A 22,260-nucleotide genomic window follows, 5' to 3' on the forward strand; every position below is an offset into this window, starting at 1 on the left:
TGCTTTAACCGCGCAAGGCCTTGAGTTTGGCCAGTACCCCTTCCGCCGTCTGTTCGCCCATCAACTGCTCACGCACCTTGCCCTTGTCATCAATGATGTAAGTCACCGGCAATGCCTCGCTGCGCGGAATTTCAAAGATCCCGTCGGGGTTTTGCGCCAGCACGGTGAATTTAATGCCCAGCTTGTCGCTGGCCTCTTTCAGCTCTGCACCCTGCACATTGTCGAAGTTAACCCCGAACACCCCCACGCCCTGCCCCTTCAGCTGTTCCGCCAAGGCATTGAGCTCAGGGATTTCCGTGCGGCACGGGCCACACCATTCTGCCCAGTAGTTGACCACCAGCCATTGCTTGTCCAAGCGCTCGGCCGCGACTTTCTGGCCGTACTGGTCAACGCCATAGTCATTCCCGCAGCCGCTGAGCAGCAGGATTGTAATGATCGCCAATGCACCGATCAGTCGACGTGTCATGGGGTAATCCTTCGCAAAAATGAACGTTGGCTGCGACCTATCGCCTCTTACGGTTTAAGGACGGGGTGCAGCGCGGGTAGAATACCCGCCACCTTACGCAAGATGCGACCCGCACATGACCGATCTGACGCTTTATCACAACCCGCGCTGCTCGAAATCCCGCGGTGCGCTCGAATTGCTTGAAGCCCGCGGTCTCACCCCAACCGTGGTGCGCTACCTGGAAACCCCGCTGGGTGCGTCGCAAATCAAGGCCTTGCTGGCCAAACTGGGCCTCAGTGCCCGTCAATTGCTGCGTACCGGCGAAGACGAGTACAAAACTCTCAACCTGGCCGACGCCAGCCTCAGCGAAGCCCATCTGATCGCCGCCATCGCCGAACACCCCAAGCTAATGGAGCGTCCGATCCTGGAAACCGCCGACAAAGCCATCATCGGCCGCCCACCAGAAAACGTGCTGGAGATTCTGCCGTGACCACACCGTACGTGTTGGTGCTGTATTACAGCCGCAACGGCTCGGTCAGCGAAATGGCCCGGCAGATTGCCCGGGGCATTGAGCAAGGCGGCATGGAGGCGCGCTTGCGCACAGTGCCGGCGATCTCCACCGAATGCGAAGCCGTGGCGCCGAGCATTCCGGACGAAGGCGCGCTGTATGCCAATCTAGATGATCTGAAGAACTGCTCAGGCCTGGCCCTGGGGAGCCCGACGCGCTTCGGCAACATGGCTGCGCCGCTCAAGTACTTCCTCGATGGCACCAGCAACCTGTGGCTCACCGGCGCGCTAGTCGGCAAGCCGGCTGGCGTGTTCACCTCCACCGCCAGCCTGCACGGCGGCCAGGAGACCACGCTGATGTCGATGCTGCTACCGCTGCTGCACCACGGCATGCTGATCACCGGCCTGCCCTACAGCGAACAGGCATTGCTCGACACCCAGGGCGGCGGTACGCCATATGGCGCCAGCCACCATTCCGGGCCGGACGGCAAGCGCATGCTCGATCAACATGAAATCACCCTGTGCCGGGCACTGGGGTTGCGCCTCGCCACCACCGCCACGCTGCTGGAGAATGGTCGTGGCCAAAAAGCCTAAAGTTCTGCCGCCCCAAGCGTGGCTGGAGCCGCGGGTCAAGGTGGCACGCGCGCTGAGCCTGCTGGCGTTTTTTAGCCTGGTGGGTTTGCTCTGCGTGTATTACCTGTTCGTCGCCGACCTGCATGGCGCACGCCCGTGGGTGATCCTGCTGATCGAACTGGTGCCGCTGTTGTTGCTGGCGCCGGGCATGATCAGCGGCAGTGCGCGGGGGCATTCATGGATGTGCTTTGCGGTGAACCTGTATTTCATCAAGGGCGCGCTGGCGGCGTATGATCCGAACCGCCAGTGGTTCGGGGTGCTTGAGATGCTGGCAAGTCTGGCGGTGTTTTGTACCGCACTGCTCTATGTGCGGTGGCGGCATCAGTTGAATCGGCGGCTGGCTGAGGCCTGATCAACGATTTGCAGTGCATCCGGCTTGTGTGGCGAGCGAGCTCACCACACAAGAACTTGCGCCGACTGGGTCAGTGGTTGACGGTGTAAGCCAACATCATCGACAACTGACACATCGGCCGCCCACTCTCGGCATGCCACTGGTTGAACGCGCCCTGAACCGTTGCCAGATCCCGCAGGCTGGTCGGCGCCTTGTCGACGATCTTCTGCGCATTCAATGCAGCCACTACGTCATCACTCGGCACAAACGTATCCTTGCCCACCATCCGCAAGAATCGCGGCGCCGACAGGCCGCCCAACTGATGGCCGTGCTTGCTCAGGTACTTCCAGAGCCCGACGATATCCGTCACCGGCCAGTCGGCGATAAACGCGCCGAAGCTGCCCTTCTCTTGCTCAATATCCAGAATCATCTGCGCATTGCGCGGCACGCTCTTGAGCTTGCCCAGGTGACGGATGATACGCGTGTCCTGCATCAGGCGTTCCAAGTGCTCGGCGCCCATCAGCACGACTTTTTCCGGATCGAAGCCGAAGAACACCTGCTCAAACGCCGGCCACTTGGCGTCCACTACACTGTGCTTCAACCCGGCGCGAAACACCCGGAGCGCCAAGGTCGACAGGTAGCGATCATCGCTGATCTTGCGCAATTGGGCCGGGGTCTTGGGTGCCGGCAGGTGGGCTTCCAGTTGAGCCGCTGAACCAAAGCGGTTCAGACAATATTCGTGCAGCCACTTGTAATCGCGCATGCCCTCTCCTGGGGATTGAAATGAAAACGGCGCCCTTGAGCGCCGTCTTTCAGAGCGTTGAACTGCTTCAGAGGTTCACTACGTTGACGAAGCGCGAAGCGGCCGTCTCGTCGATTTTCAGGCTGGTGAAGTCAAACAGGTTGCGGTCGGCCAACTGCGACGGCTGCACGTTCTGCAAGCTGCGGAAGATGCTTTCGGTGCGCCCCGGCGTCTTGCGCTCCCAGTCCACCAGCATCTCCTTGACCACCTGGCGCTGCAGGTTTTCCTGGGAGCCGCACAGGTTGCACGGGATGATCGGGAATTGCTTGAAGTCGGAGTAGGCCTGGATGTCTTTTTCGTTGCAATACGCCAGCGGACGGATTACTACGTTGCGTCCGTCATCGGAGCGCAGCTTGGGCGGCATGGCCTTGAGGGAGCCGTTGAAGAACATGTTGAGGAAGAAGGTTTCGACGATGTCGTCGCGATGGTGACCCAATGCCATCTTGGTCGCACCGATTTCATCGGCAAAGGTGTAGAGCGTGCCACGGCGCAGGCGCGAGCACAGCGAGCAGGTGGTCTTGCCTTCCGGGATCAACTCCTTGACCACCGAATAGGTGTCTTTCTCGACGATGTGGTACTCGACGCCCAGCGCTTTCAGGTAAGCCGGCAGCACGTGCTCGGGAAACCCCGGTTGTTTCTGGTCCATGTTGACGGCAACGATGTCGAACTTGATCGGCGCGACCTTTTGCAGGTGCAGCAGCACATCGAGCAGGGTGTAACTGTCTTTGCCGCCGGAGAGGCAGACCATGACCTTGTCGCCATCCTCGATCATGTTGAAATCGGCGACTGCTTCACCCGCCAGGCGACGCAGGCGTTTTTGCAGTTTGTTCTGGTTGACCGTAAGAGTGCCCATGGCGATTGGATCCGCTGGAGGTGTGTGACGAAAAGCCGGGTATCTTACCGATGTCGAGTCCACACATTCAACGTGGCCCCGCATTCCAATCTGCGATTAGGCCCACTGTTTACAGTGCGATTTGCTCTAAAGGCCCTACAGTTATTCCGGTCATCCCTTCCTATACTGCGACGTGAGGTCGCACATCTATATCCAGACCTTTCAGGCCAATTGGCCCGTGGGCGCTCCGATGGGGGGCGATGGTAACAACGACAGGAGTGACTGGCATGATCCATCACGTCGTGGGGCTGTTTACCCATCCCGACCAGGAATGGCGGGAAATCCGTGGCGATAAAGAAGAAAGCATCGGCCACATGTACCTCACTCACACCCTGATTCTCGCGGCAATTCCCGCAATATCAGCGTTTATCGGCACCACCCAGGTGGGCTGGGTCATCGGCAATCGCGCGCCGGTGATGCTGACCCAGGAAAGTGCGTTGTGGATGACCATCATGTCGTACGCAGCCATGCTTGGCGGCGTGGCGGTGATGGGCGCGTTCATTCATTGGATGGCCCGTACCTACGACGCCAACCCCAGCATGGCCCGCTGCGTGGCCTTTGCGACCTACACCGCGACGCCGCTGTTTATCGGCGGGCTGGCGGCGCTCTACCCGCACATGTGGCTGGGTATGGTCGTGGGCACAGCGGCGATCTGCTACACGGTGTACCTGTTGTATGTGGGGCTGCCGACGTTCATGAACATCGATCCGGACGAGGGCTTCCTGTTTTCCAGCTCGGTACTGGCCGTAGGCCTGGTGGTGCTGGTGGCGATCATGGCGTTTACGGTGATCGTCTGGGGCCTGGGCGTAGGGCCGATCTATACCAACTGAACCGCTGAAACCGTAGGCAAGGCCACCGCAAGGTGGCTTTGTGCGTTATGCATGACCATTCGGCGCCTGACAGATTCGGAAACACTCAGCTTTGCGGCATACTGGGCATCTCTGGAGATATGTACAGCATGCCCGAGCAACTCAATACCCGCGTCGAAGATTGTTTCCTGCAAGCCGAATCCTTTTTCAAACGAAGCTTCAAACGCCCCCAGGTCAGCCTCAAGCTGCGGGGCCAGAAAGCCGGTGTCGCGCATTTGCACGAGAACCTGCTGCGCTTTAACCCACAGTTGTACCGAGAAAACAGCCAGCACTTCCTCAAGCAGACCGTGGCCCATGAGGTGGCGCACCTGATCGCCCACCAATTGTTTGGTGAACGCATCCAGCCCCATGGCGAGGAATGGCAGTTGATCATGCGCGGGGTCTACGAACTGCCGCCGGACCGTTGCCATACCTATGCCGTGCAGCGGCGCCAGGTGACCCGCTATATCTACCGCTGCCCATGTGCCGACAGCGACTTTCCGTTTTCGTCGCAGCGCCATGGCATGGTGGCTCAGGGGCGGCGGTATCTGTGTCGGCGCTGTCGGCAGACATTGGTGTTTACCGGCGAAACCCGGGTGGAATAAAGGCCTCATCGGGAGCAACCCCCCTCCCACATTTTGATCGTATTCACAGGCCTGAATGTGGGAGGAGGCTTGCTCCCGATATCGTCCGCCCAGCCACTACATAATCACCTTGGAGCTGCGCAGCTCGCTGATGCGCGGCGGGCTCAAGCCCAGCTCCGCCAACACTTCATCACTGTGCGCGCCCACGGCGACGCCAATGTGCCGGGGCGCTGGCAACCCTTCCGAAAATTTCAACGGGCAGGCAATCTGCGCCTGGCTCGAGCCATCGCCCCTGGGCACCTGGCTGACCAGTGCCCGCGCCTTTAACTGCGGATGGGCAACGGCTTCGCTGAGCGTCAGCACAGGTTCAACGCAGGCATCAACCCCGGCAAACAGCTCGCATAATTCCGCGAAACTGCGCTTCTCGAACTCCACTTGCAAGGCCTGCTTAAGCGCCGCCTGCCGCTCTGGCTTCAAGCCCTGCGCGGCCAGCTCCGGGCGCCCCAACGCTTCACACAATTGCTGCATAAACGCCGGCTCCAGGCTGCCCACCGACATCCAGCGCCCATCGCGCGAGCGGTAGTAATCGTAGAAACTCCCGCCATTGAGCACATGGCCTTCCCATTCCGGCTCCGCACCACAGGCGAGATAACCCGCCCCAGCCATGGCATTCAAGCTGAACGAGCAATCGGTCATGCTTACATCCAGGTATTGCCCGACGCCACTTTGCTGGCGGGCGATAACGGCCGCCAGCAACCCCACCACCGCATGCAGCGAACCCCCGCCCACGTCCGCCAACTGCACACCCAACGGCAGCGGCCCGCTGTCCTGGCGCCCGGTATAGCTGGCCACGCCTGCCAGTGCCAGGTAGTTGATATCGTGGCCGGCGCGATCCTTATACGGGCCGGTCTGGCCATAACCGGTGATCGACACATAAATCAGCCGGGGATTAATCGCCTTCAAGGCCTCATACCCCAGGCCCAGGCGTTCCATCACGCCGGGGCGAAACTGTTCGAGCACGATGTCGTAGTCTTTGACCAGCGCCCGCACAATCTCCAAGGCCTCGACCTGCTTGAGGTCCAGCGCCAGGCTGCGTTTATTGCGATTGAGGTAGGCATGGCTTGCCGAGGTGCCCTGATCATGGGGCGGCAAGACCCGCAGCATGTCCAGGCGCGTGGGCGATTCGATACGCAGCACCTCGGCGCCCATGTCCGCCAGCATCAACGAAGCAAACGGGCCGGGCAGCAAGGTGGAAAAATCCAGCACTTTGAGGGACGCCAAGGGACCTGACATGGGGACTCCACTTTCGGTTCGAATGCCCACAGACTAGGCAGCCTTGCGCCTACCGGCAATCGTCAGAACGATCACCGACAGTGACCGTTTTGATCACGGCGGGCTTTTTCGCGACGGCGGCTTTATCATTGGCCTACGTTTGCTTGCCGAGTGTTCCATGAAGTTCGCGATTGCCCTGTATTCCGCCGCCCACGCGCCCTCTTCGCGCCGCGCCTTGCTCTTCGCCCAGGCGGCGTTGGCCGGTGGGCATGAGATTGTGCGGTTGTTTTTTTATCAGGATGGCGTTTACAGCGCGTCCAACAACCTCGTAGCGCCCCAAGATGAGCAGGACATTGCCCGCCAATGGCGTGAGTTTGTCAGCACTCATCAGCTCGACGGCGTGGTATGCATCGCCGCCGCCCTGCGTCGTGGCGTGCTCAACAGCGAAGAGGCCACGCGCTATCAACGCAGCGCAGTGAACCTGGATGCACCGTGGACGCTGTCAGGCCTGGGGCAATTGCATGATGCAATCCAGGATGCCGACCGCCTGATCTGTTTTGGAGGGCCGTGAAATGTCCAAATCCTTATTGCTGATCAGCCGTCAGGCGCCGTGGTCCGGGCCGAGCGCACGGGAAGCGCTGGATATCGTGCTGGCGGGTGGCGCCTTTGATCTGCCCATCGGCTTGCTGTTCATGGATGACGGCGTGTTCCAGCTCGCGCCGCACCAGAACGCCAAGGCCGTGCAACAAAAGGACCTCAGTGCCAACCTGCAGGCATTGGAGCTGTTCGGCATCGACGATGTGTTTGTCTGCCGCCACAGCATGGCCGTGCGTGGCTTGACGCCGCCAACCGAAGCGAAACCGTTGAGCAACGACGCTATTTCCCAATTGATTGACCGTTACGACCAGGTAATTACCCTCTGATGTCGACTTTACACGTGGTGTCTCACTCCCCGTTTACCGATAGCCGCCTCGACAGCTGCCTGCGTATCTGCGGCGCCGAGGACGCGATCCTGCTGTGCGGCGACGGCGCCTACGGCCTGCACGCCCCAGCCCTGCAAACCAAGGGCGTGAAGGTCTTTGTGCTGGCCGAAGACATGCAGGCGCGCAACCTGCCATTACCGGACTGGGCCGACAGCGTGGACTATCCCGGTTTCGTGCAACTGTCGATCGACTACGACAAGGTCAACACCTGGCTATGAACACCCTGACCGTGGGCGAGCGCCGCCTCGAACTGGACAAAGACGGCTACCTCGTCGACCTGAACGACTGGTCCACCGAGGTGGCCAACGCCCTGGCCACCGCCGAAAACCTGGTATTGACTGCGGCGCACTGGGAAATCCTCGAACTATTGCGCGGCTTTTACGCCGAATTCCAGCTGTCCCCAGCCACGCGCCCGCTGATCAAGTACACCGCCTTGAAGCTAGGCCCGGACAAAGGCAACAGCCTGCACCTCAACCAATTGTTCAACGGCACTCCCGCCAAACTCGCCGCCAAGCTGGCGGGCCTGCCCCGGCCGACGAATTGCTTATGACCGACTTCTCCCCACTGACCCTGCAAACTCCTGCCGAGCACCCATTTGCGCAATTCGTACGCATCCTGGGCAAAGGCAAGCGCGGCGCGCGTAACCTCACCCGCGAAGAAGCCCGCGAAGCCATGGGCATGTTGCTCGACGAAAAAGTCGAAGACACCCAACTGGGCGCCTTCCTGATGCTGCTTCGGCACAAGGAAGAAAGCCCGGAAGAACTCGCCGGCTTCACCGAAGCCGTGCGCGAGCGCCTGGATGCCCCCGCACTGAATGTCGACGTCGACTGGCCCACCTATGCCGGCAAGAAACGCCACCTGCCGTGGTTCCTGCTGGCAGCCAAATGCCTGGCGCAGAACGGTGTGCGCATCCTGATACACGGCGGCGGCGCCCATACGGCGGGCCGGCTATACACCGAGCAGCTGCTGGATACCCTGCACATTCCCCTGTGCCGAAACTGGCAACAGGTCGGTACGGCGTTTGAGCACGCAAACCTCGCATTTATCCCGCTGGGCGACTGGGCACCACAACTGCAACGCATGATCGATTTGCGCAACACCTTGGGTCTTCGCTCGCCGATCCACTCGCTGGCGCGGCTGCTCAACCCGTTGAATGCCCGTTGCGGCTTGCAAAGCATCTTTCATCCGGGCTACCAGGGCGTGCACCGCGATGCCAGCGGGCTGCTCGGGGATAACGTGATTGTGGTGAAAGGCGACGGTGGCGAGATAGAGATCAACCCCGACACTATCAGCCACCTGTACGGCACCACCGGCGGCGAGAGCTGGGATGAAGAATGGCCCGCCCTCTCCGCCCAGCGCCACGTCAAGCCGGCAACGCTGGAGCCTGAGCACTTGAAGGCCGTATGGCGCGGCGATGCAGAGGACAGCTACCCGCAGCTGGCGCTGATCGCCACCATGGCCCTGGCCTTGCGCGGCCTTGACCACCCGCGGGAGCAGGCGTTCGAACTGGCGCAGCAATATTGGGAAGCACGGGATAAATCGATTTAATCGATCATTCATCCGCAGTCTTTGCGCTTTTAGTTCGAACTCATCCCTTTAGACTGGGCTCCAACGCTTATTAGCCAAGGAGCCAGTCATGGGTTTGCTGATCGAAGGACGCTGGAAAGACCAGTGGTACGAAAGTAGCGCAGACGGCGCTTTCCAACGGGAACAGGCACAGCGGCGCCACTGGGTGACCGCCGACGGCCAACCTGGCCCGAGCGGCGAAGGCGGCTTTAAGGCCGAGGCCGGTCGTTATCACCTCTATGTGTCCCTGGCCTGCCCATGGGCGCACCGCACGCTGATCCTGCGCAAGCTCAAGGGCCTCGAAAGCCTGATCGATGTGTCCGTAGTCAGCTGGCTGATGCTGGAAAACGGCTGGACCTTCGACAAGGCCCACGGCTCGACCGGCGATAAGCTGGATAATTTCGAATTTATGCACCAACGCTACACCGCCGACACAGCCGACTACACCGGCCGCGTGACCGTGCCGGTCTTGTGGGACAAGAAGCTCAAGCGCATCGTCAGCAATGAATCGGCGGAGATCATCCGCATGTTCAACAGCGCCTTCAACGGACTGACTGGCAATACCCTGGATTTCTATCCCGAGTCCCTACGTACAACCATCGATGAGCTGAACGAGCGGATCTATCCGGCCGTGAACAATGGCGTGTACCGCGCAGGTTTTGCCACCTCACAAAAAGCGTATGAAAGCGCGTTTGATGATGTGTTTGCTGAACTGGACCATCTGGAACAGCACTTGGGCGACCATCGCTACCTGGCCGGCGAGTACCTGACCGAAGCGGATGTGCGGTTGTTCACCACGTTGATTCGTTTTGATGCGGTGTATTACAGCCACTTCAAATGCAATCTGCGGCGGATTGCGGATTATCCGAATCTGTCGAATTGGCTGAGGGAAATGTTTCAGTGGCCGGGGGTGGCCGAGACGGTGGATTTTGAGCACATCAAGGGGCATTACTATGCCAGTCACCGCACGATCAACCCGACGGGGGTTGTGCCAAAGGGGCCGTTGCAAAGGTTTGATGCTGGGCATGATCGCCAGCGGTTGAGTGGCGAAGGCGTCTGGCGCTGATTCAGGAAATGCGCTGTGTGTGATGGCCTCATCGAGAGCAAGCCCCCTTCCACATTTGGAACTGTGAATACAGTAAAAATATGGAAGGGGGCTTGCTCCCGATGTTTTTAAAAGGCTCAGACCTGAGACTGGGCGCCTTCAAACCACTTCAGCTTCTCACGCAACATCACCACCTCACCCACGATCACCAGCGTCGGCGCATGCACTTCATGCTCCGCCACCATGCGCGGCAAGTCCGCCAGCGTGCCGGTGAACACGCGCTGGTTGGAGGTGGTGCCCTGCTGGATTAACGCCGCCGGGGTATCAGAAGCACGGCCATGCTTGATCAGTTGCTCGCAGATAATCGGCAAGCCAATCAAGCCCATGTAGAACACTAGGGTTTGCGACGGCCCCACGAGATCACTCCAAGGCAGGTCCGACGTCCCGTTCTTCAAATGCCCGGTGATAAAGCGTACTGACTGCGCATAGTCACGGTGAGTCAGCGGAATACCCGCATAGGCCGCGCAGCCGCTGGCCGCCGTGATTCCTGGTACCACCTGGAACGGGATGCCATGGGCCGCCAGCTCTTCGATCTCTTCACCACCACGCCCGAAGATGAACGGATCGCCACCCTTGAGGCGCAGCACGCGCTTGCCTTGCTTGGCCAGGTCCACCAGTTGCTGGTTGATCTGGTCCTGCGGCACGGCATGGTCTGCGCGACGCTTGCCGACATACACACGTTCGGCATCGCGGCGGCACAGGTCAAGAATCGCCGGGGCGACCAAGCGGTCATAGAGCACCACGTCCGCTTGCTGCATCAAACGCAGCGCGCGGAAGGTCAACAGGTCGGGATCGCCCGGGCCTGCGCCCACCAGGTAGACCTCACCCGGCGCATACGGCGGTGCGCCGTTGACCTTTTCAATCAGTAGACGCTCAGCCTCATCACCCTGCCCGGCCAACTGGCGGTCGGCAATCGGGCCCTGGAACACTTCTTCCCAGAACGCACGACGTTGCTGCACATCCGGATACAAGCCTTTGACCTGGGCACGAAAACGCGCCGCTAACCCCGCCAACTGGCCATAGGTGGACGGAATCCAGGTTTCCAGCTTGGCGCGGATCAAGCGTGCCAGCACCGGCGCATCGCCGCCGCTGGACACCGCAATCACCAAGGGAGAGCGGTCGACAATTGCCGGGAAGATCACACTGCACAAGGCCGGCGCGTCCACCACATTGACCGGTACACAGCGACGCTTGGCATCACTGGACACTTGCGCATTCAGTGGCTCGTCGTCGGTGGCGGCGATGATCAGGGTGCAACCGTCAAGGTCGGCCTCCTGATAACCGCGCACAATCAGTTCCCCGCCACTGCCCAGTACCAATTCACGCAACTGGTCTTCGATCTGAGGAGCAACCACCCGCAACACCGCACCGGCGTCGGCCAGCAGCCGGGATTTGCGCAAAGCAATTTCCCCGCCACCAACGACCAACACACGGCTGCCGCGCAGGTTATGAAACAGCGGCAGAAATTCCATTTAGCCGATGACCTCAACGCCCGCCATGTAAGGCTTGAGCACTTCAGGTACGCGGATAGAACCGTCAGCCTGCTGGTAGTTTTCCAGCACGGCAACCAGGGTACGACCTACAGCCAGGCCCGAACCGTTGAGGGTGTGCACCAGTTCCGGCTTGCCGGTTTCCGGGTTACGGAAACGCGCCTGCATACGACGGGCCTGGAAATCACCGCAGTTGGAGCACGACGAGATCTCGCGGTACTTATCCTGGCTCGGCACCCAAACTTCCAGATCGTAGGTCTTCACGGCACTGAAACCCATGTCGCCGGTGCACAGAGCCAGCACTCGGTACGGCAGCTCCAGCAGTTGCAGCACGCGTTCGGCGTTGGCGGTCAGGCCTTCCAGGGCTTCCATGGAGGTCGACGGCTCAACTACTTGCACCATCTCCACCTTGTCGAACTGGTGCTGGCGGATCATGCCGCGGGTGTCACGACCCGATGCACCGGCTTCACTGCGGAAGCACGGGCTGTGGGCCACGAACTTGAGTGGAAGTTGCTTGGCATCGAGGATCTCGCCAGCGACGATGTTGGTCAGCGACACTTCAGCAGTCGGGATCAGGTACAGATCGGCTTCACCATCGCGGCTGATCTTGAACAGGTCTTCTTCGAACTTCGGCAACTGGCTGGTACCCATCAGCGCCGGACCTTGAACCAGGTACGGGGTGTAGGCCTCTTCGTAGCCGTGCTCGCCGGTGTGCAGGTTGATCATGAATTGCGCCAAGGCACGGTGCATGCGCGCAATCGGACCGCGCAGCAACGCAAAGCGCGCGCCGGACATCTTGGCGGCGGTTTCGAAATCCAGGCCACCGGTCAATTCGCCCAGGGCGACGTGGTCCTTGATCTCGAAATCAAAGGCTTTTGGCGTGCCCCAGCGGCGCACTTCGACGTTGCCGTCTTCGTCTTCGCCAACGGGCACAGACTCGTGCGGAATGTTGGGGATGCCCAGCAGGATCGAATCCAGCTCGGATTGGATCTTGTCCAGCTCGACCTTGCCGTCGGACAGCTCGGTGCCCATACGCTCGACGTCCGCCATCAGCGGCGCGATGTCTTCGCCGCGCTGCTTGGCCTGACCGATGGATTTGGAACGCGCATTACGCTCAGCCTGCAGTGCTTCGGTGCGGGTCTGGACGGTCTTGCGCTGTTCTTCCAGCGCTTCGATGCGCGCAACATCCAAGGCAAAGCCACGGGATGCCAGGCGGTCCGCTACGTCCTGAAGGTTGCTACGTAACAGTTTGGAATCGAGCATGTCGGTCTCTCGTTTATCAAAGTTTGGTCAAGGACAGGCCAGCCCAGGTGGCGAGCAGCCCGCCGAACACGCTGATGCCCAGGTACCCAAAGGCGACCAGGGCCTGCCCGCTTTCCAGCAAGCGCAGCGTATCCAGTGAAAAGGATGAAAAGGTCGTCAGACCGCCTACAAAGCCGACAATCAAGCCGGCACGAATTTCAATCGGTATTTCCGGGCGCAACAGGAACCAGCCGTACAGCAACCCAATGATCAAGCAGCCAACAAGGTTGACCGCAAGGGTTGCGGCATAAAAATGCTTAGGCCAGTTGGCGCTCACCCAAGTACCGGTGGCGAAACGCAATAATGTACCAGCGATGCCGGCTGCGGACACGGCAAGAATCGTCTTGAGCACTACTTTCTCCGCTGTTTGGGGCTGAGGCGATCGAGTTGGGCCAGGTGATTGAGTTTTTCACCGATTTTCAGCTCCAGGCCACGGGGCACCGGCTGGTAGAGCGGCAATGGCTCAAGCTCATCTGGGAAGTAGTCTTCGCCGGCGGCATAGGCGTCCGGCTCATCGTGGGCATAGCGGTATTCATCGCCGTAGCCCAATTGTTTCATCAACTTGGTCGGCGCATTGCGCAGGTGCAGCGGCACTTCAAGGGAGCCGTGCTCGGCGGCAGCACGTAGCGCCGCCTTGAAGCCCATGTACACCGCGTTGCTTTTCGGCGCGCAGGCCAAGTAAGTGATGGCCTGGGCCACCGCCAACTCACCTTCCGGGCTGCCGAGCCGCTCCTGCACGTCCCACGCCGCCAGGCACAGGCTCAAGGCGCGCGGGTCAGCGTTGCCGATGTCTTCGCTGGCCATGCGTACCACGCGGCGCGCCAGGTACAAGGGGTCGCAGCCGCCGTCGATCATCCGCGCGAACCAATACAGCGCGCCGTCAGGGTTGGAGCCACGCACAGATTTGTGCAGCGCCGAAATCTGGTCGTAGAACGCTTCGCCGCCCTTGTCGAACCGACGACGAGTGTCGCCGAGCAGGCTTTGCAACAGATCGACGCCAATCTCGCTGCCATCCTCGGCCAGGTCCGACGCATTCTCCAGCAGGTTGAGAAAACGGCGACCGTCGCCATCGGCAGCGGTGAGCAGGATCTTGAAGCCTTCTTCGCTGACACTCAGTTGGCGCTTGCCCAGGCCCTTGTCTTCACTCAACGCGCGGTGCAGCAGCTTTTGCATCGCCGCTTCATCGAGGCTCTTGAGCACATACACTCGCGCCCGCGACAGCAAGGCGTTATTCAATTCGAAGGACGGGTTTTCGGTAGTGGCGCCGATAAAGATCAGCGTGCCATCTTCGACATAAGGCAGGAACGCATCCTGCTGCGACTTGTTGAAGCGATGCACTTCGTCGACAAACAGGATGGTGCGCTTACCGTATTGCCCAGCCTGCTGCTTGGCCACTTCCACCGCCTGGCGGATTTCCTTGACCCCAGCCAGCACCGCGGAAACCGTTTCGAAGTGCGCATCCGAGACTTTCGCCAGCAGCCGCGCCAGAGTGGTTTTACCCACCCCCGGCGGGCCCCAGAAAATCATCGAATGCAGCGCGCCCTGCTCCAGGGCTTCGCGCAAAGGCTTGCCGCGAGCGAGCAGGTGTTCCTGACCGACGTACTCATCCAGGTTGGTCGAACGCAAACGCGCGGCCAGGGGTTGGGCAATCGGGTCACTTCGAAACAGATCCATGGGCAGCGTTTGAAACCTCTGGTTTATTCCTGGATCACGTCGGCACCCTTAGGGATGTCGAACTTGAACTTGGAAGCAGGCACCGGCTCGTTGGCCTTGACCCCGGAGAACAGGATATCGGTGCGTTGGCCGACGCTGTCGATCAGGCGCATGTTATTGATCACGCCGTTACCGAAAGACAGGTGCAGGCTGTCAAACAGCGTGTCCTTGGACTTCGGCTTGAGGGTGAATTCGATCACGTTGCTGGTTTGCTTGGAGGTGATGTCGAAGCTGTCGTTAATCTTCGACACATCACCCGACAGCAACAGCGCAGGCGTCTGATTCAGGCGCGGGTCGAGCTTCTTGATAGTCGCCTGTTCCAGATCCGGGTCCCACAACGTGACCTTCTGGCCGTCGGAAACGATGGTCTGCTCAGCCTTCCCTTCGGTGTGCCAGTAGAACAGCCCCGGACGCTGCACAGCCATTTCGCCTGCCGTTTCCTGCAAACGGGTACCGCCGGCATCCAGGGTCAGTTGGGAGAAGCGCGCCGTCAGGGTCTTGGATTTGTCCAGCAGGTTGGTCAGGCTGGCGACAGAGGCCGGGTCAGCGTGAGCCGAAACAGCGGTCAGGGCCAGTGCCGGCAACAACAGCATGCGGATAAAGCGCATGGGAGTCCTCATTGAGTCGTAAGGGCGCGCCGCGTGCTGCCACGCGGCGCGGGATCAGTCGCGCATCTGCCCAGGGGCAATGACTTCACGCGAGCCGTTGGTGTTCATTGCGGTGACGACACCGGCGTTTTCCATCGCTTCGATCATGCGGGCGGCGCGGTTGTAGCCGATTTTCAGCTTGCGCTGAACTGCAGAAATCGACGCGCGACGGCTTTCCAGCACAAACGCCACGGCTTCGTCGTAAAGGGCGTCGGTCTCGGCATCGTCGTCGCCACCGCTGCTGCCACCGTCGAAACCGCTGCCAGCTTCTTCGACGCCGGCGAGGATGTCGTCGTTGTATTCGGGTGCGCCGCGCAGCTTCCAGGCTTCCACCACGCGGTGCACTTCATCATCGGAAACAAAGGCGCCGTGTACGCGAATCGGCAGGCTGGTGCCCGGTGGCATGTAGAGCATGTCGCCGTGACCCAACAGTTGCTCGGCGCCACCCTGGTCGATGATGGTCCGCGAGTCGATCTTGCTCGATACCTGGAACGCCATGCGCGTCGGGATGTTGGCCTTGATCAGACCGGTGATCACGTCCACCGACGGACGCTGGGTGGCGAGGATCAAGTGAATACCTGCTGCCCGCGCTTTCTGGGCGATACGCGCGATCAGCTCTTCAACCTTCTTGCCGACGATCATCATCATGTCGGCGAACTCGTCGACCACCACCACGATGGTCGGCAGCTTGCTCAACAGTGGCGCTTCGTCGTGAATACTTTCGCGTTTGTACAGCGGGTCGGTCAGCGGTGTGCCGGCGTCCTGGGCTTCCTTGACCTTGGCGTTGAAGCCCGACAGGTTACGTACACCCATCTTCGCCATCAGCTTGTAGCGGCGCTCCATCTCGGCAACGCTCCAGCGCAGGGCGTTGGCGGCGTCCTTCATGTCGGTTACCACTGGGCACAGCAGATGTGGAATGCCTTCGTAGATCGACAGTTCAAGCATCTTCGGGTCGATCATGATCAGCTTGGCGTCTTCCGGGCCGGACTTGAACAGGATCGATAGGATCATCGCGTTCACGCCCACCGACTTACCGGAACCGGTGGTACCGGCGACCAGCAGGTGAGGCATTTTCGCCAGGTCAGTGATAACCGGCTTACCGCCGATGTCATGGCCCAGCGCCAGGGTGACCGGCGATTTGAAGTTGTCGTATTCCGGCGTCGACAGTACTTCGGAGAAGCGCACGATCTGGCGGTCTTCGTTGGGAATCTCGATACCCACGGTGGTTTTGCCGGGGATCACTTCCACCACACGCACGCTGGTCACGGCCAGGGAGCGGGCCAAGTCTTTGGCCAAGTTGGAGATGCGGCTGACTTTCACACCAGCGGCCGGCTGAATTTCGTAACGGGTAATCACCGGGCCAGGGTGGATCGAGTCCACCGACACTTCGACGCCGAATTCCTTGAGCTTGATTTCCAGCAAGTGGCCGACAGCCGCCAGTGATTCGGGGGAATAGTTGAGCTGTTTCTTTTCAGCCGGGTCGAGAATCGAGATCGGCGGCAAGGTGCCTTCGACAGCGCTATCGACAAACAACGGCGCCTGTTTCTCTTTCTGCACGCGATGGCTTGGCTCGGGGGCCTTGGGCGGCGCAGGTGCAATCACAGGCGGCACCTGCTTCTCGCGGTCGGACATGTGCTTGCTCAGGGCCTGTTCGCGCTCGATCAGGCGCTCCTTGACCTTGGCCTGTTCGCGGCGATCCGGTGTGCTTGGGGCTACGACTTCGTTGACGCGGGTATCCACCTCACGCAACTGAGCCACCATGCGTTTGCGGTCAACACGAGCGGACCACCAACGGTTGGCTGCGCCCTGGAATAATTCGAGCAGGTCGAGGGTGATCTTGCCTGTCACGTCCATCACCTTGAACCACGAGAGGTCGGTGAACACCGTGAGGCCGAACAGGAAAAGCGCAATAAACATCAGAGTGCTGCCCTGGATATTCAGGGTCTTGCGCGCCAGGTCGCCGAGGCTTTCGCCCAAGGCCCCGCCCGCGCCCGCCGGCAAACCGGTGGGCGCATGGAAATGAATATGGGCCAGCGCCGCGCCGGAGAGCACCAGGAACACCAGACCGATCAGGCGCCAGGAGAACAGCCAGCCGCTCCACTGCCACGGCTCGTGACGCTGACGGAAGATCTGCCAGGTCTTGATCGCCAGCAGCAGCGGGAAGATGTAAGCAAAGTAACCCAGCACCATGAAGAGGATGTCGGCGCTGTAGGAACCCACCGGACCGCCGAAGTTTTGCACATCGTCTATCTTGCTGTTGTGGCTCCAGCCCGGATCGTCCTTGCCGTAGGTGAGCAAGGCCATCATCAGGAACAAGCACAGCGCGCCGATAGCGATCAGCGCGCCTTCCTTGAGTCGATAATGCAGGTGCTGGCGCCAAGCCGGCACGACTGCTGCTTTAGGTGTTGCGGCGGATTTCTTCAAAACGGGTCTTTTCCTGCGCATTTAGCGCGTCCATCTGTTGAATGACTGCAAATACTGCCCAATCCGAGCAGTTGAAAAATAAACGATCGTCGTTGAATGTACGTTTAACACTGGGCAATTGCTGAATGAAAGGACGATAACGCCACAATGGCCGCATTGTACGGGTTTGTACCCCCGATGCCACGCCACTTGGCTTTCTTCAGGCAGCATAGCCAATTGTGTGTCACGACATGTTCAATTTGAGCATGCATTGTCTTTGCTGACAAAGGCTTATGAACTGTTTTTACTAATCCAGACAAGCTTGGCAAATGGCCTGCATGGGCCGGCCCCGAATACGACCACACCCCCGGCATAGAGTTGCAGAAACACCCGCTCACGCTAATACGCATCAATGGCTGATTCAAGCTGGCCCGATGGCGCTGCGTCGACAATAATCAGCACTGCCGAGGCGGGTGTCATACCTGCCACTCCCCTCCCCTTCCATAAGCCTGGATGCCATGCTGACCTGGTTACAACGCAATACCCTGACCTTCCCACCGCTGGCCAAAGCTATGCGCGAACCCAATGGCCTGCTCGCCGCCGGCGGCGACCTGTCGGCCGAGCGACTGGTCCAAGCCTACCGCCATGGCTGCTTCCCATGGTTCTCGGAGGGTCAACCGATCCTCTGGTGGTCTCCGGACCCGCGCACGGTGATCTTCCCTGACGAGCTGCACGTATCCCGCAGCCTGAGCAAGCTGTTACGCCAGCAGCGCTACAGCGTGACATTCGACCAGGACTTCGCAGCAGTCATCCAAGCCTGCGCCGCACCGCGCGCCTATGCCGATGGCACCTGGATCACCGAAGGCATTCAGAGCGCCTACCTGGAGTTGCACAAACGCGGCCATGCACACTCGGTAGAAGTATGGGACGAAGGGGTGCTGGTGGGAGGCCTGTATGGCCTAGCGATGGGCCAACTGTTTTTTGGCGAATCCATGTTCAGCCGCGCCGACAATGCCTCAAAATTCGGCTTCGCCACACTGACACGACAATTACAGGCCTGGGGCTTTGTGCTGATCGACTGCCAGATGCCCAACGATCACTTGCACAGCTTGGGTGCCCGCGCCATTCCTCGCACTGAGTTCGCCGGTTTTCTACGCGACCACTTGGACCAGCCCAACACCGGACCATGGGTTTCTTAGGCGACATCCGCGCACCTGGCTTACACTTATTTCAAAGCTTATCCCGAGGGTTGATCATGACCGAGTTGGCGCGTTTGAAGTTTTATGCCACTCAAGCCCACTCTTGCAGCTATCTGCCAGACGAGCAGGCCACCACGTTGTTCCTCGACCCCAGCCAACCGATGGACGTGCACGTGTATGCCGATCTTTCGGAAATGGGCTTTCGACGCAGTGGCGACCACCTTTACCGACCCCATTGTCAGAACTGCAATGCCTGCGTACCGGCACGCCTGCCCGTGGCGCAATTTCTGCCGGATCGTAACCAGAAGCGCATCCTCAAGCGCAACGCCGACCTGACGGTGACATCGTGCAAGCCTCGATTTACCGAAGAATATTTCGACCTTTACCAGCGCTATATTGAGCAACGCCACGCCGACGGCGATATGTTCCCCCCGAGCCGCGACCAGTTCTCCACGTTTCTAGTGCGTGACCTACCCTTTTCACGCTTCTATGAGTTTCGAGCGGACGGTCGCCTGCTGGCCGTCGCCGTGACCGACTTGCTGCCTAATGGCCTGTCGGCGGTATACACGTTCTATGAACCTGCCGAAGAGCGCCGCAGCCTCGGGCGCTTTGCAATCCTCTGGCAAATCGGCGAAGCACTGCGCCTGGAGCTGGAGGCCGTCTACCTCGGATACTGGATCAAGAACTGCAAAAAGATGAGCTACAAGACCCAATATCGCCCCATAGAACTGCTAATTAATCAAAGATGGGTCACGCTTAACTAGAACCCCTTGGCTTAAACACCCTTTTTCGGGCACAATGCACGCCGCTTTTGCCTGGCGCAGTTGCACCGGGCCATTCACTGGATACCGAGGGCTTTACTGCATGTCGAAAGAAGACAGCTTCGAAATGGAAGGCACTGTCGTCGACACCCTGCCCAACACCATGTTTCGTGTGGAGTTGGAAAATGGGCACGTCGTAACCGCGCATATCTCCGGCAAGATGCGCAAGAACTACATTCGTATTCTTACCGGTGACAAAGTGCGCGTCGAGCTGACGCCCTATGACTTGAGCAAAGGGCGCATCACTTACCGCGCTCGCTAAGCAAGTCAATACAAAACGCCCGGTTATGCCGGGCGTTTTTGTGTGCATGGGATTCTCAAACACCGATGATTCCTGTGGGAGGCGACTTGCCCCCTCCCACACCGGATCTTCATTGTTCTGAGAACTGCATTTCAAGACAGCAAAAAGGCGCCTTTCGGCGCCTTTTGCGTTACTGCAGAACGATCAGGCCATTTCAGCCGTGGTTTCGAACTCGAAGGTCAGCTCGCCATCCTTCAGGTCGATATGCACCACGCCACCATGGTCGGAGAGTTCGCCGAACAGGATCTCTTCGGCCAATGGCCGCTTGATCTTGTCCTGGATCAGACGCGCCATTGGGCGGGCGCCCATTGCGGCATCGTAGCCACCCTCGGCGATCCAACTGCGCGCCGCCTCCGTGACATCCAGCTGCACGCGCTTGTCTTCCAACTGCGCTTGAAGCTCGGTGAGGAACTTGTCCACCACACTCTTGATAACCTCGTGGCTGAGGCGACCAAACTGGATAATGGTGTCCAGACGGTTGCGGAACTCCGGCGTGAAGCTCTTTTTGATCACTTCCATCGCATCAGAGGAGTGGTCCTGATGGGTAAAGCCGATCGAAGCCCGCGCGGCTGTTTCGGCACCGGCGTTGGTGGTCATGATTACGATCACGTTGCGGAAGTCCGCCTTGCGTCCGTTGTTGTCGGTCAGGGTCCCGTGATCCATGACCTGCAGCAGCAGGTTGAAGACTTCCGGGTGAGCCTTCTCGATTTCATCGAGCAGCAATACGCAATGGGGCTGCTTAGTGATCGCTTCGGTCAACAAACCGCCCTGATCAAAGCCTACATACCCAGGAGGCGCACCGATCAAGCGCGACACGGTATGACGCTCCATGTACTCAGACATGTCGAACCGCACAAGCTCGATCCCCATGGCCTTGGCCAACTGCCGCGCCGCTTCGGTTTTGCCGACACCGGTCGGGCCAGCAAACAGGAACGAGCCGACCGGTTTGTCCGGCGACTTGAGGCCCGCACGCGACAATTTGATCGCAGTGGACAGCGCGTCGATGGCTGCATCCTGGCCGAACACAGTGAGCTTGAGATCGCGCTCCAAGTTACGCAGCAGCTCTTTGTCGGAGCTGTTGACGTGCTTTGGTGGAATTCGCGCAATCTTCGCCACGATGTCCTCGACCTGAGGCACGTCGATGCGTTTCACACGTTTCTCGATCGGTTGCAGGCGCTGATAAGCCCCCGCCTCGTCGATCACGTCGATGGCTTTATCCGGCATATGCCGATCATTGATGTAACGCGACGCCAGCTCTGCAGCTGCACGCAGCGCCTCATCGGTGTACTCGATGCCATGGTGCGCTTCAAAACGCCCCTTGAGCCCGCGCAGGATGCTGATGGTGTCTTCAACCGAAGGCTCGGACACGTCGACCTTCTGGAAGCGACGCGCCAGCGCACGGTCTTTCTCGAAGATGCCACGGAATTCCTGGAAGGTGGTCGAACCAATGCAGCGGATATCACCCGACGACAGCAACGGCTTGAGCAGATTGGACGCATCCATCACCCCGCCAGACGCCGCGCCAGCACCAATGATGGTGTGGATTTCGTCGATGAACAGGATCGCCTGCGGGCGTTTTTTCAACTCGCCGAGCAACGCCTTGAAGCGCTTCTCGAAATCGCCCCGGTACTTGGTCCCGGCGAGCAACGCGCCCAGATCAAGGGAGTAGACGACGCTGTTGGCCAGCAGGTCAGGCACCTGGTTATCCACGATACGCTTGGCCAAGCCTTCGGCGATTGCGGTTTTACCCACGCCCGCCTCACCCACCAGCAACGGATTGTTCTTGCGGCGACGCGCGAGGATTTGCGCTACACGCTCAACCTCAAGCTCACGCCCCACCAGCGGATCGATCCGACCCTGGCGCGCCAGTTCGTTGAGATTGCTGGCATAGGCATCCAGCGGGTTGCTTGAAGAAGAAGACTCACCGCCCTCGTCGTCCTGCATATCCTGCTCACCCTCGGAATGATCGCCGTGCCCAGGCACCTTGGAGATACCGTGGGCGATATAGTTGACGACATCAATACGGGCAACGCTCTGCTGCTTGAGCAGGAACACTGCCTGGCTTTCCTGTTCGCTGAAGATCGCCACAAGCACGTTGGCGCCTGTGACTTCACGCTTACCGGAGCTCTGTACGTGGAAAACAGCACGCTGCAATACCCGCTGGAAGCCCAGGGTTGGCTGGGTCTCGCGGTCCTCGTCATGCACGGGGATCAGTGGCGTGGTGGAGTCGATAAACTCCTGCAGGTCATGCTTGAGTTTGTCGAGGTTGGCGCCGCACGCACGCAGAACGGTGGCAGCAGCTTCGTTATCCAAAAGTGCCAGCAAAAGGTGTTCGACTGTCATGAATTCATGACGCTTCGAACGAGCCTCCTTGAAGGCAAGATTGAGGGTGACTTCGAGCTCGCGGTTTAACATA

25 protein-coding genes are annotated in these 22,260 nt (G+C 59.7%); 14 read left to right on the forward strand and 11 right to left on the reverse strand.

The features are described from left to right. Positions 1–4: 4 nt before the first annotated feature. Positions 5–466, reverse strand: a complete 462-nt coding sequence (locus G9Q84_RS12150) for a TlpA disulfide reductase family protein (RefSeq protein ID WP_181643402.1) — start codon at positions 464–466, stop codon at positions 5–7. Positions 467–581: 115 nt separating this feature from the next. Between G9Q84_RS12150 and arsC the strand changes: the two genes are divergently transcribed. From arsC to G9Q84_RS12165, 3 genes are read left to right on the forward strand one after another with little or no spacing between them, the layout of a single operon-like run. Beyond that, entirely contained in the window at positions 582–935 is a 354-nt protein-coding gene (gene arsC, locus G9Q84_RS12155; RefSeq protein WP_181643403.1) for an arsenate reductase (glutaredoxin), read from the forward strand. After that, the gene (gene wrbA, locus G9Q84_RS12160) at positions 932–1,546 is read left to right on the forward strand and encodes an NAD(P)H:quinone oxidoreductase (protein WP_032889655.1); all 615 of its coding nucleotides are present in this window, start codon (positions 932–934) and stop codon (positions 1,544–1,546) included. The genes arsC and wrbA overlap by 4 nt, the downstream gene beginning before the upstream one ends. Beyond that, positions 1,530–1,937 carry a DUF2069 domain-containing protein gene (locus G9Q84_RS12165; protein WP_032890035.1) on the forward strand — a complete coding sequence of 136 codons (408 nt, stop codon included), beginning with the start codon at positions 1,530–1,532 and terminating at the stop codon, positions 1,935–1,937. The genes wrbA and G9Q84_RS12165 overlap by 17 nt, the downstream gene beginning before the upstream one ends. A gap of 70 nt (positions 1,938–2,007) precedes the next feature. Here G9Q84_RS12165 and G9Q84_RS12170 read toward each other — a convergent pair whose 3' ends face one another. Continuing rightward, the gene (locus G9Q84_RS12170; protein WP_099601035.1) at positions 2,008–2,679 is read right to left on the reverse strand and encodes a DNA-3-methyladenine glycosylase I; all 672 of its coding nucleotides are present in this window, start codon (positions 2,677–2,679) and stop codon (positions 2,008–2,010) included. A 67-nt stretch (positions 2,680–2,746) separates the two neighbouring features. Further along, on the reverse strand, positions 2,747–3,571 hold the full coding sequence (gene ttcA / locus G9Q84_RS12175) for a tRNA 2-thiocytidine(32) synthetase TtcA (protein WP_122753670.1): 825 nt from the start codon (positions 3,569–3,571) through the stop codon (positions 2,747–2,749). 266 nt (positions 3,572–3,837) lie between these two features. Between ttcA and G9Q84_RS12180 the strand changes: the two genes are divergently transcribed. Together G9Q84_RS12180 and G9Q84_RS12185 are read left to right on the forward strand one after the other, a co-directional pair. Continuing rightward, a complete protein-coding gene (locus tag G9Q84_RS12180; protein WP_032889661.1) occupies positions 3,838–4,440 on the forward strand; it encodes a Yip1 family protein in 603 nt (200 codons plus the stop codon). A 128-nt stretch (positions 4,441–4,568) separates the two neighbouring features. Continuing rightward, positions 4,569–5,063 carry a SprT family zinc-dependent metalloprotease gene (locus G9Q84_RS12185; RefSeq protein ID WP_032890037.1) on the forward strand — a complete coding sequence of 165 codons (495 nt, stop codon included), beginning with the start codon at positions 4,569–4,571 and terminating at the stop codon, positions 5,061–5,063. A gap of 96 nt (positions 5,064–5,159) precedes the next feature. Here G9Q84_RS12185 and G9Q84_RS12190 read toward each other — a convergent pair whose 3' ends face one another. Next, entirely contained in the window at positions 5,160–6,335 is a 1,176-nt protein-coding gene (locus tag G9Q84_RS12190; protein ID WP_181643404.1) for a CaiB/BaiF CoA transferase family protein, read from the reverse strand. A gap of 157 nt (positions 6,336–6,492) precedes the next feature. Between G9Q84_RS12190 and tusD the strand changes: the two genes are divergently transcribed. The 6 genes from tusD (at position 6,493) to G9Q84_RS12220 (ending at position 9,929) form a co-directional block, all read left to right on the forward strand. After that, positions 6,493–6,885: a sulfurtransferase complex subunit TusD gene (gene tusD / locus G9Q84_RS12195; protein WP_032890039.1), complete on the forward strand. Its 393-nt coding sequence runs from the start codon at positions 6,493–6,495 to the stop codon at positions 6,883–6,885. Position 6,886: 1 nt separating this feature from the next. Then, complete coding sequence (tusC, locus tag G9Q84_RS12200) at positions 6,887–7,237, forward strand: sulfurtransferase complex subunit TusC (RefSeq protein WP_181643405.1); 351 nt, start codon at positions 6,887–6,889, stop codon at positions 7,235–7,237. Next, positions 7,237–7,515 carry a sulfurtransferase complex subunit TusB gene (gene tusB, locus G9Q84_RS12205; protein WP_032889666.1) on the forward strand — a complete coding sequence of 93 codons (279 nt, stop codon included), beginning with the start codon at positions 7,237–7,239 and terminating at the stop codon, positions 7,513–7,515. Before tusC ends, tusB begins: the two co-directional genes overlap by 1 nt. Next, entirely contained in the window at positions 7,512–7,847 is a 336-nt protein-coding gene (locus G9Q84_RS12210) for a TusE/DsrC/DsvC family sulfur relay protein (protein WP_032889667.1), read from the forward strand. The genes tusB and G9Q84_RS12210 overlap by 4 nt, the downstream gene beginning before the upstream one ends. Further along, the gene (locus G9Q84_RS12215) at positions 7,844–8,845 is read left to right on the forward strand and encodes a glycosyl transferase family protein (protein ID WP_181643406.1); all 1,002 of its coding nucleotides are present in this window, start codon (positions 7,844–7,846) and stop codon (positions 8,843–8,845) included. Before G9Q84_RS12210 ends, G9Q84_RS12215 begins: the two co-directional genes overlap by 4 nt. A gap of 88 nt (positions 8,846–8,933) precedes the next feature. Next, positions 8,934–9,929: a glutathione S-transferase family protein gene (locus tag G9Q84_RS12220; RefSeq protein ID WP_181643407.1), complete on the forward strand. Its 996-nt coding sequence runs from the start codon at positions 8,934–8,936 to the stop codon at positions 9,927–9,929. A gap of 116 nt (positions 9,930–10,045) precedes the next feature. Here G9Q84_RS12220 and cysG read toward each other — a convergent pair whose 3' ends face one another. The 6 genes from cysG to G9Q84_RS12250 are packed head-to-tail and all read right to left on the reverse strand — an operon-like array spanning position 10,046 to position 17,565. Beyond that, a complete protein-coding gene (gene cysG, locus G9Q84_RS12225; protein ID WP_181643408.1) occupies positions 10,046–11,440 on the reverse strand; it encodes a siroheme synthase CysG in 1,395 nt (464 codons plus the stop codon). After that, a complete protein-coding gene (gene serS, locus G9Q84_RS12230; protein ID WP_032889671.1) occupies positions 11,441–12,721 on the reverse strand; it encodes a serine--tRNA ligase in 1,281 nt (426 codons plus the stop codon). Between the two features lie 16 nt (positions 12,722–12,737). Beyond that, on the reverse strand, positions 12,738–13,112 hold the full coding sequence (gene crcB / locus G9Q84_RS12235; RefSeq protein WP_032889672.1) for a fluoride efflux transporter CrcB: 375 nt from the start codon (positions 13,110–13,112) through the stop codon (positions 12,738–12,740). Then, entirely contained in the window at positions 13,112–14,434 is a 1,323-nt protein-coding gene (locus G9Q84_RS12240) for a replication-associated recombination protein A (protein WP_032889673.1), read from the reverse strand. The genes crcB and G9Q84_RS12240 overlap by 1 nt, the downstream gene beginning before the upstream one ends. A gap of 23 nt (positions 14,435–14,457) precedes the next feature. Next, complete coding sequence (gene lolA / locus G9Q84_RS12245) at positions 14,458–15,081, reverse strand: outer membrane lipoprotein periplasmic chaperone LolA (protein ID WP_032889674.1); 624 nt, start codon at positions 15,079–15,081, stop codon at positions 14,458–14,460. 54 nt (positions 15,082–15,135) lie between these two features. Continuing rightward, a complete protein-coding gene (locus tag G9Q84_RS12250) occupies positions 15,136–17,565 on the reverse strand; it encodes a DNA translocase FtsK (RefSeq protein ID WP_181643409.1) in 2,430 nt (809 codons plus the stop codon). 476 nt (positions 17,566–18,041) lie between these two features. On the opposite strand from G9Q84_RS12250, the gene aat reads away from it, so the two are divergent. The 3 genes from aat (at position 18,042) to infA (ending at position 19,805) form a co-directional block, all read left to right on the forward strand. Beyond that, the gene (gene aat, locus G9Q84_RS12255) at positions 18,042–18,722 is read left to right on the forward strand and encodes a leucyl/phenylalanyl-tRNA--protein transferase (protein WP_032889676.1); all 681 of its coding nucleotides are present in this window, start codon (positions 18,042–18,044) and stop codon (positions 18,720–18,722) included. Positions 18,723–18,778: 56 nt separating this feature from the next. Continuing rightward, the gene (locus tag G9Q84_RS12260) at positions 18,779–19,486 is read left to right on the forward strand and encodes an arginyltransferase (protein ID WP_032889677.1); all 708 of its coding nucleotides are present in this window, start codon (positions 18,779–18,781) and stop codon (positions 19,484–19,486) included. 100 nt (positions 19,487–19,586) lie between these two features. Beyond that, positions 19,587–19,805, forward strand: coding sequence for a translation initiation factor IF-1 (infA, locus tag G9Q84_RS12265; RefSeq protein ID WP_002553999.1), 219 nt, complete (start codon positions 19,587–19,589; stop codon positions 19,803–19,805). A 183-nt stretch (positions 19,806–19,988) separates the two neighbouring features. On the opposite strand, the gene clpA is transcribed toward infA, so the two are convergent. Beyond that, entirely contained in the window at positions 19,989–22,259 is a 2,271-nt protein-coding gene (gene clpA, locus G9Q84_RS12270) for an ATP-dependent Clp protease ATP-binding subunit ClpA (protein ID WP_032889678.1), read from the reverse strand. Position 22,260 lies beyond the last annotated feature (1 nt).

Origin of the sequence: Pseudomonas sivasensis, assembly GCF_013778505.1 — a bacterium.
Lineage (GTDB): Bacteria > Pseudomonadota > Gammaproteobacteria > Pseudomonadales > Pseudomonadaceae > Aquipseudomonas > Aquipseudomonas sivasensis.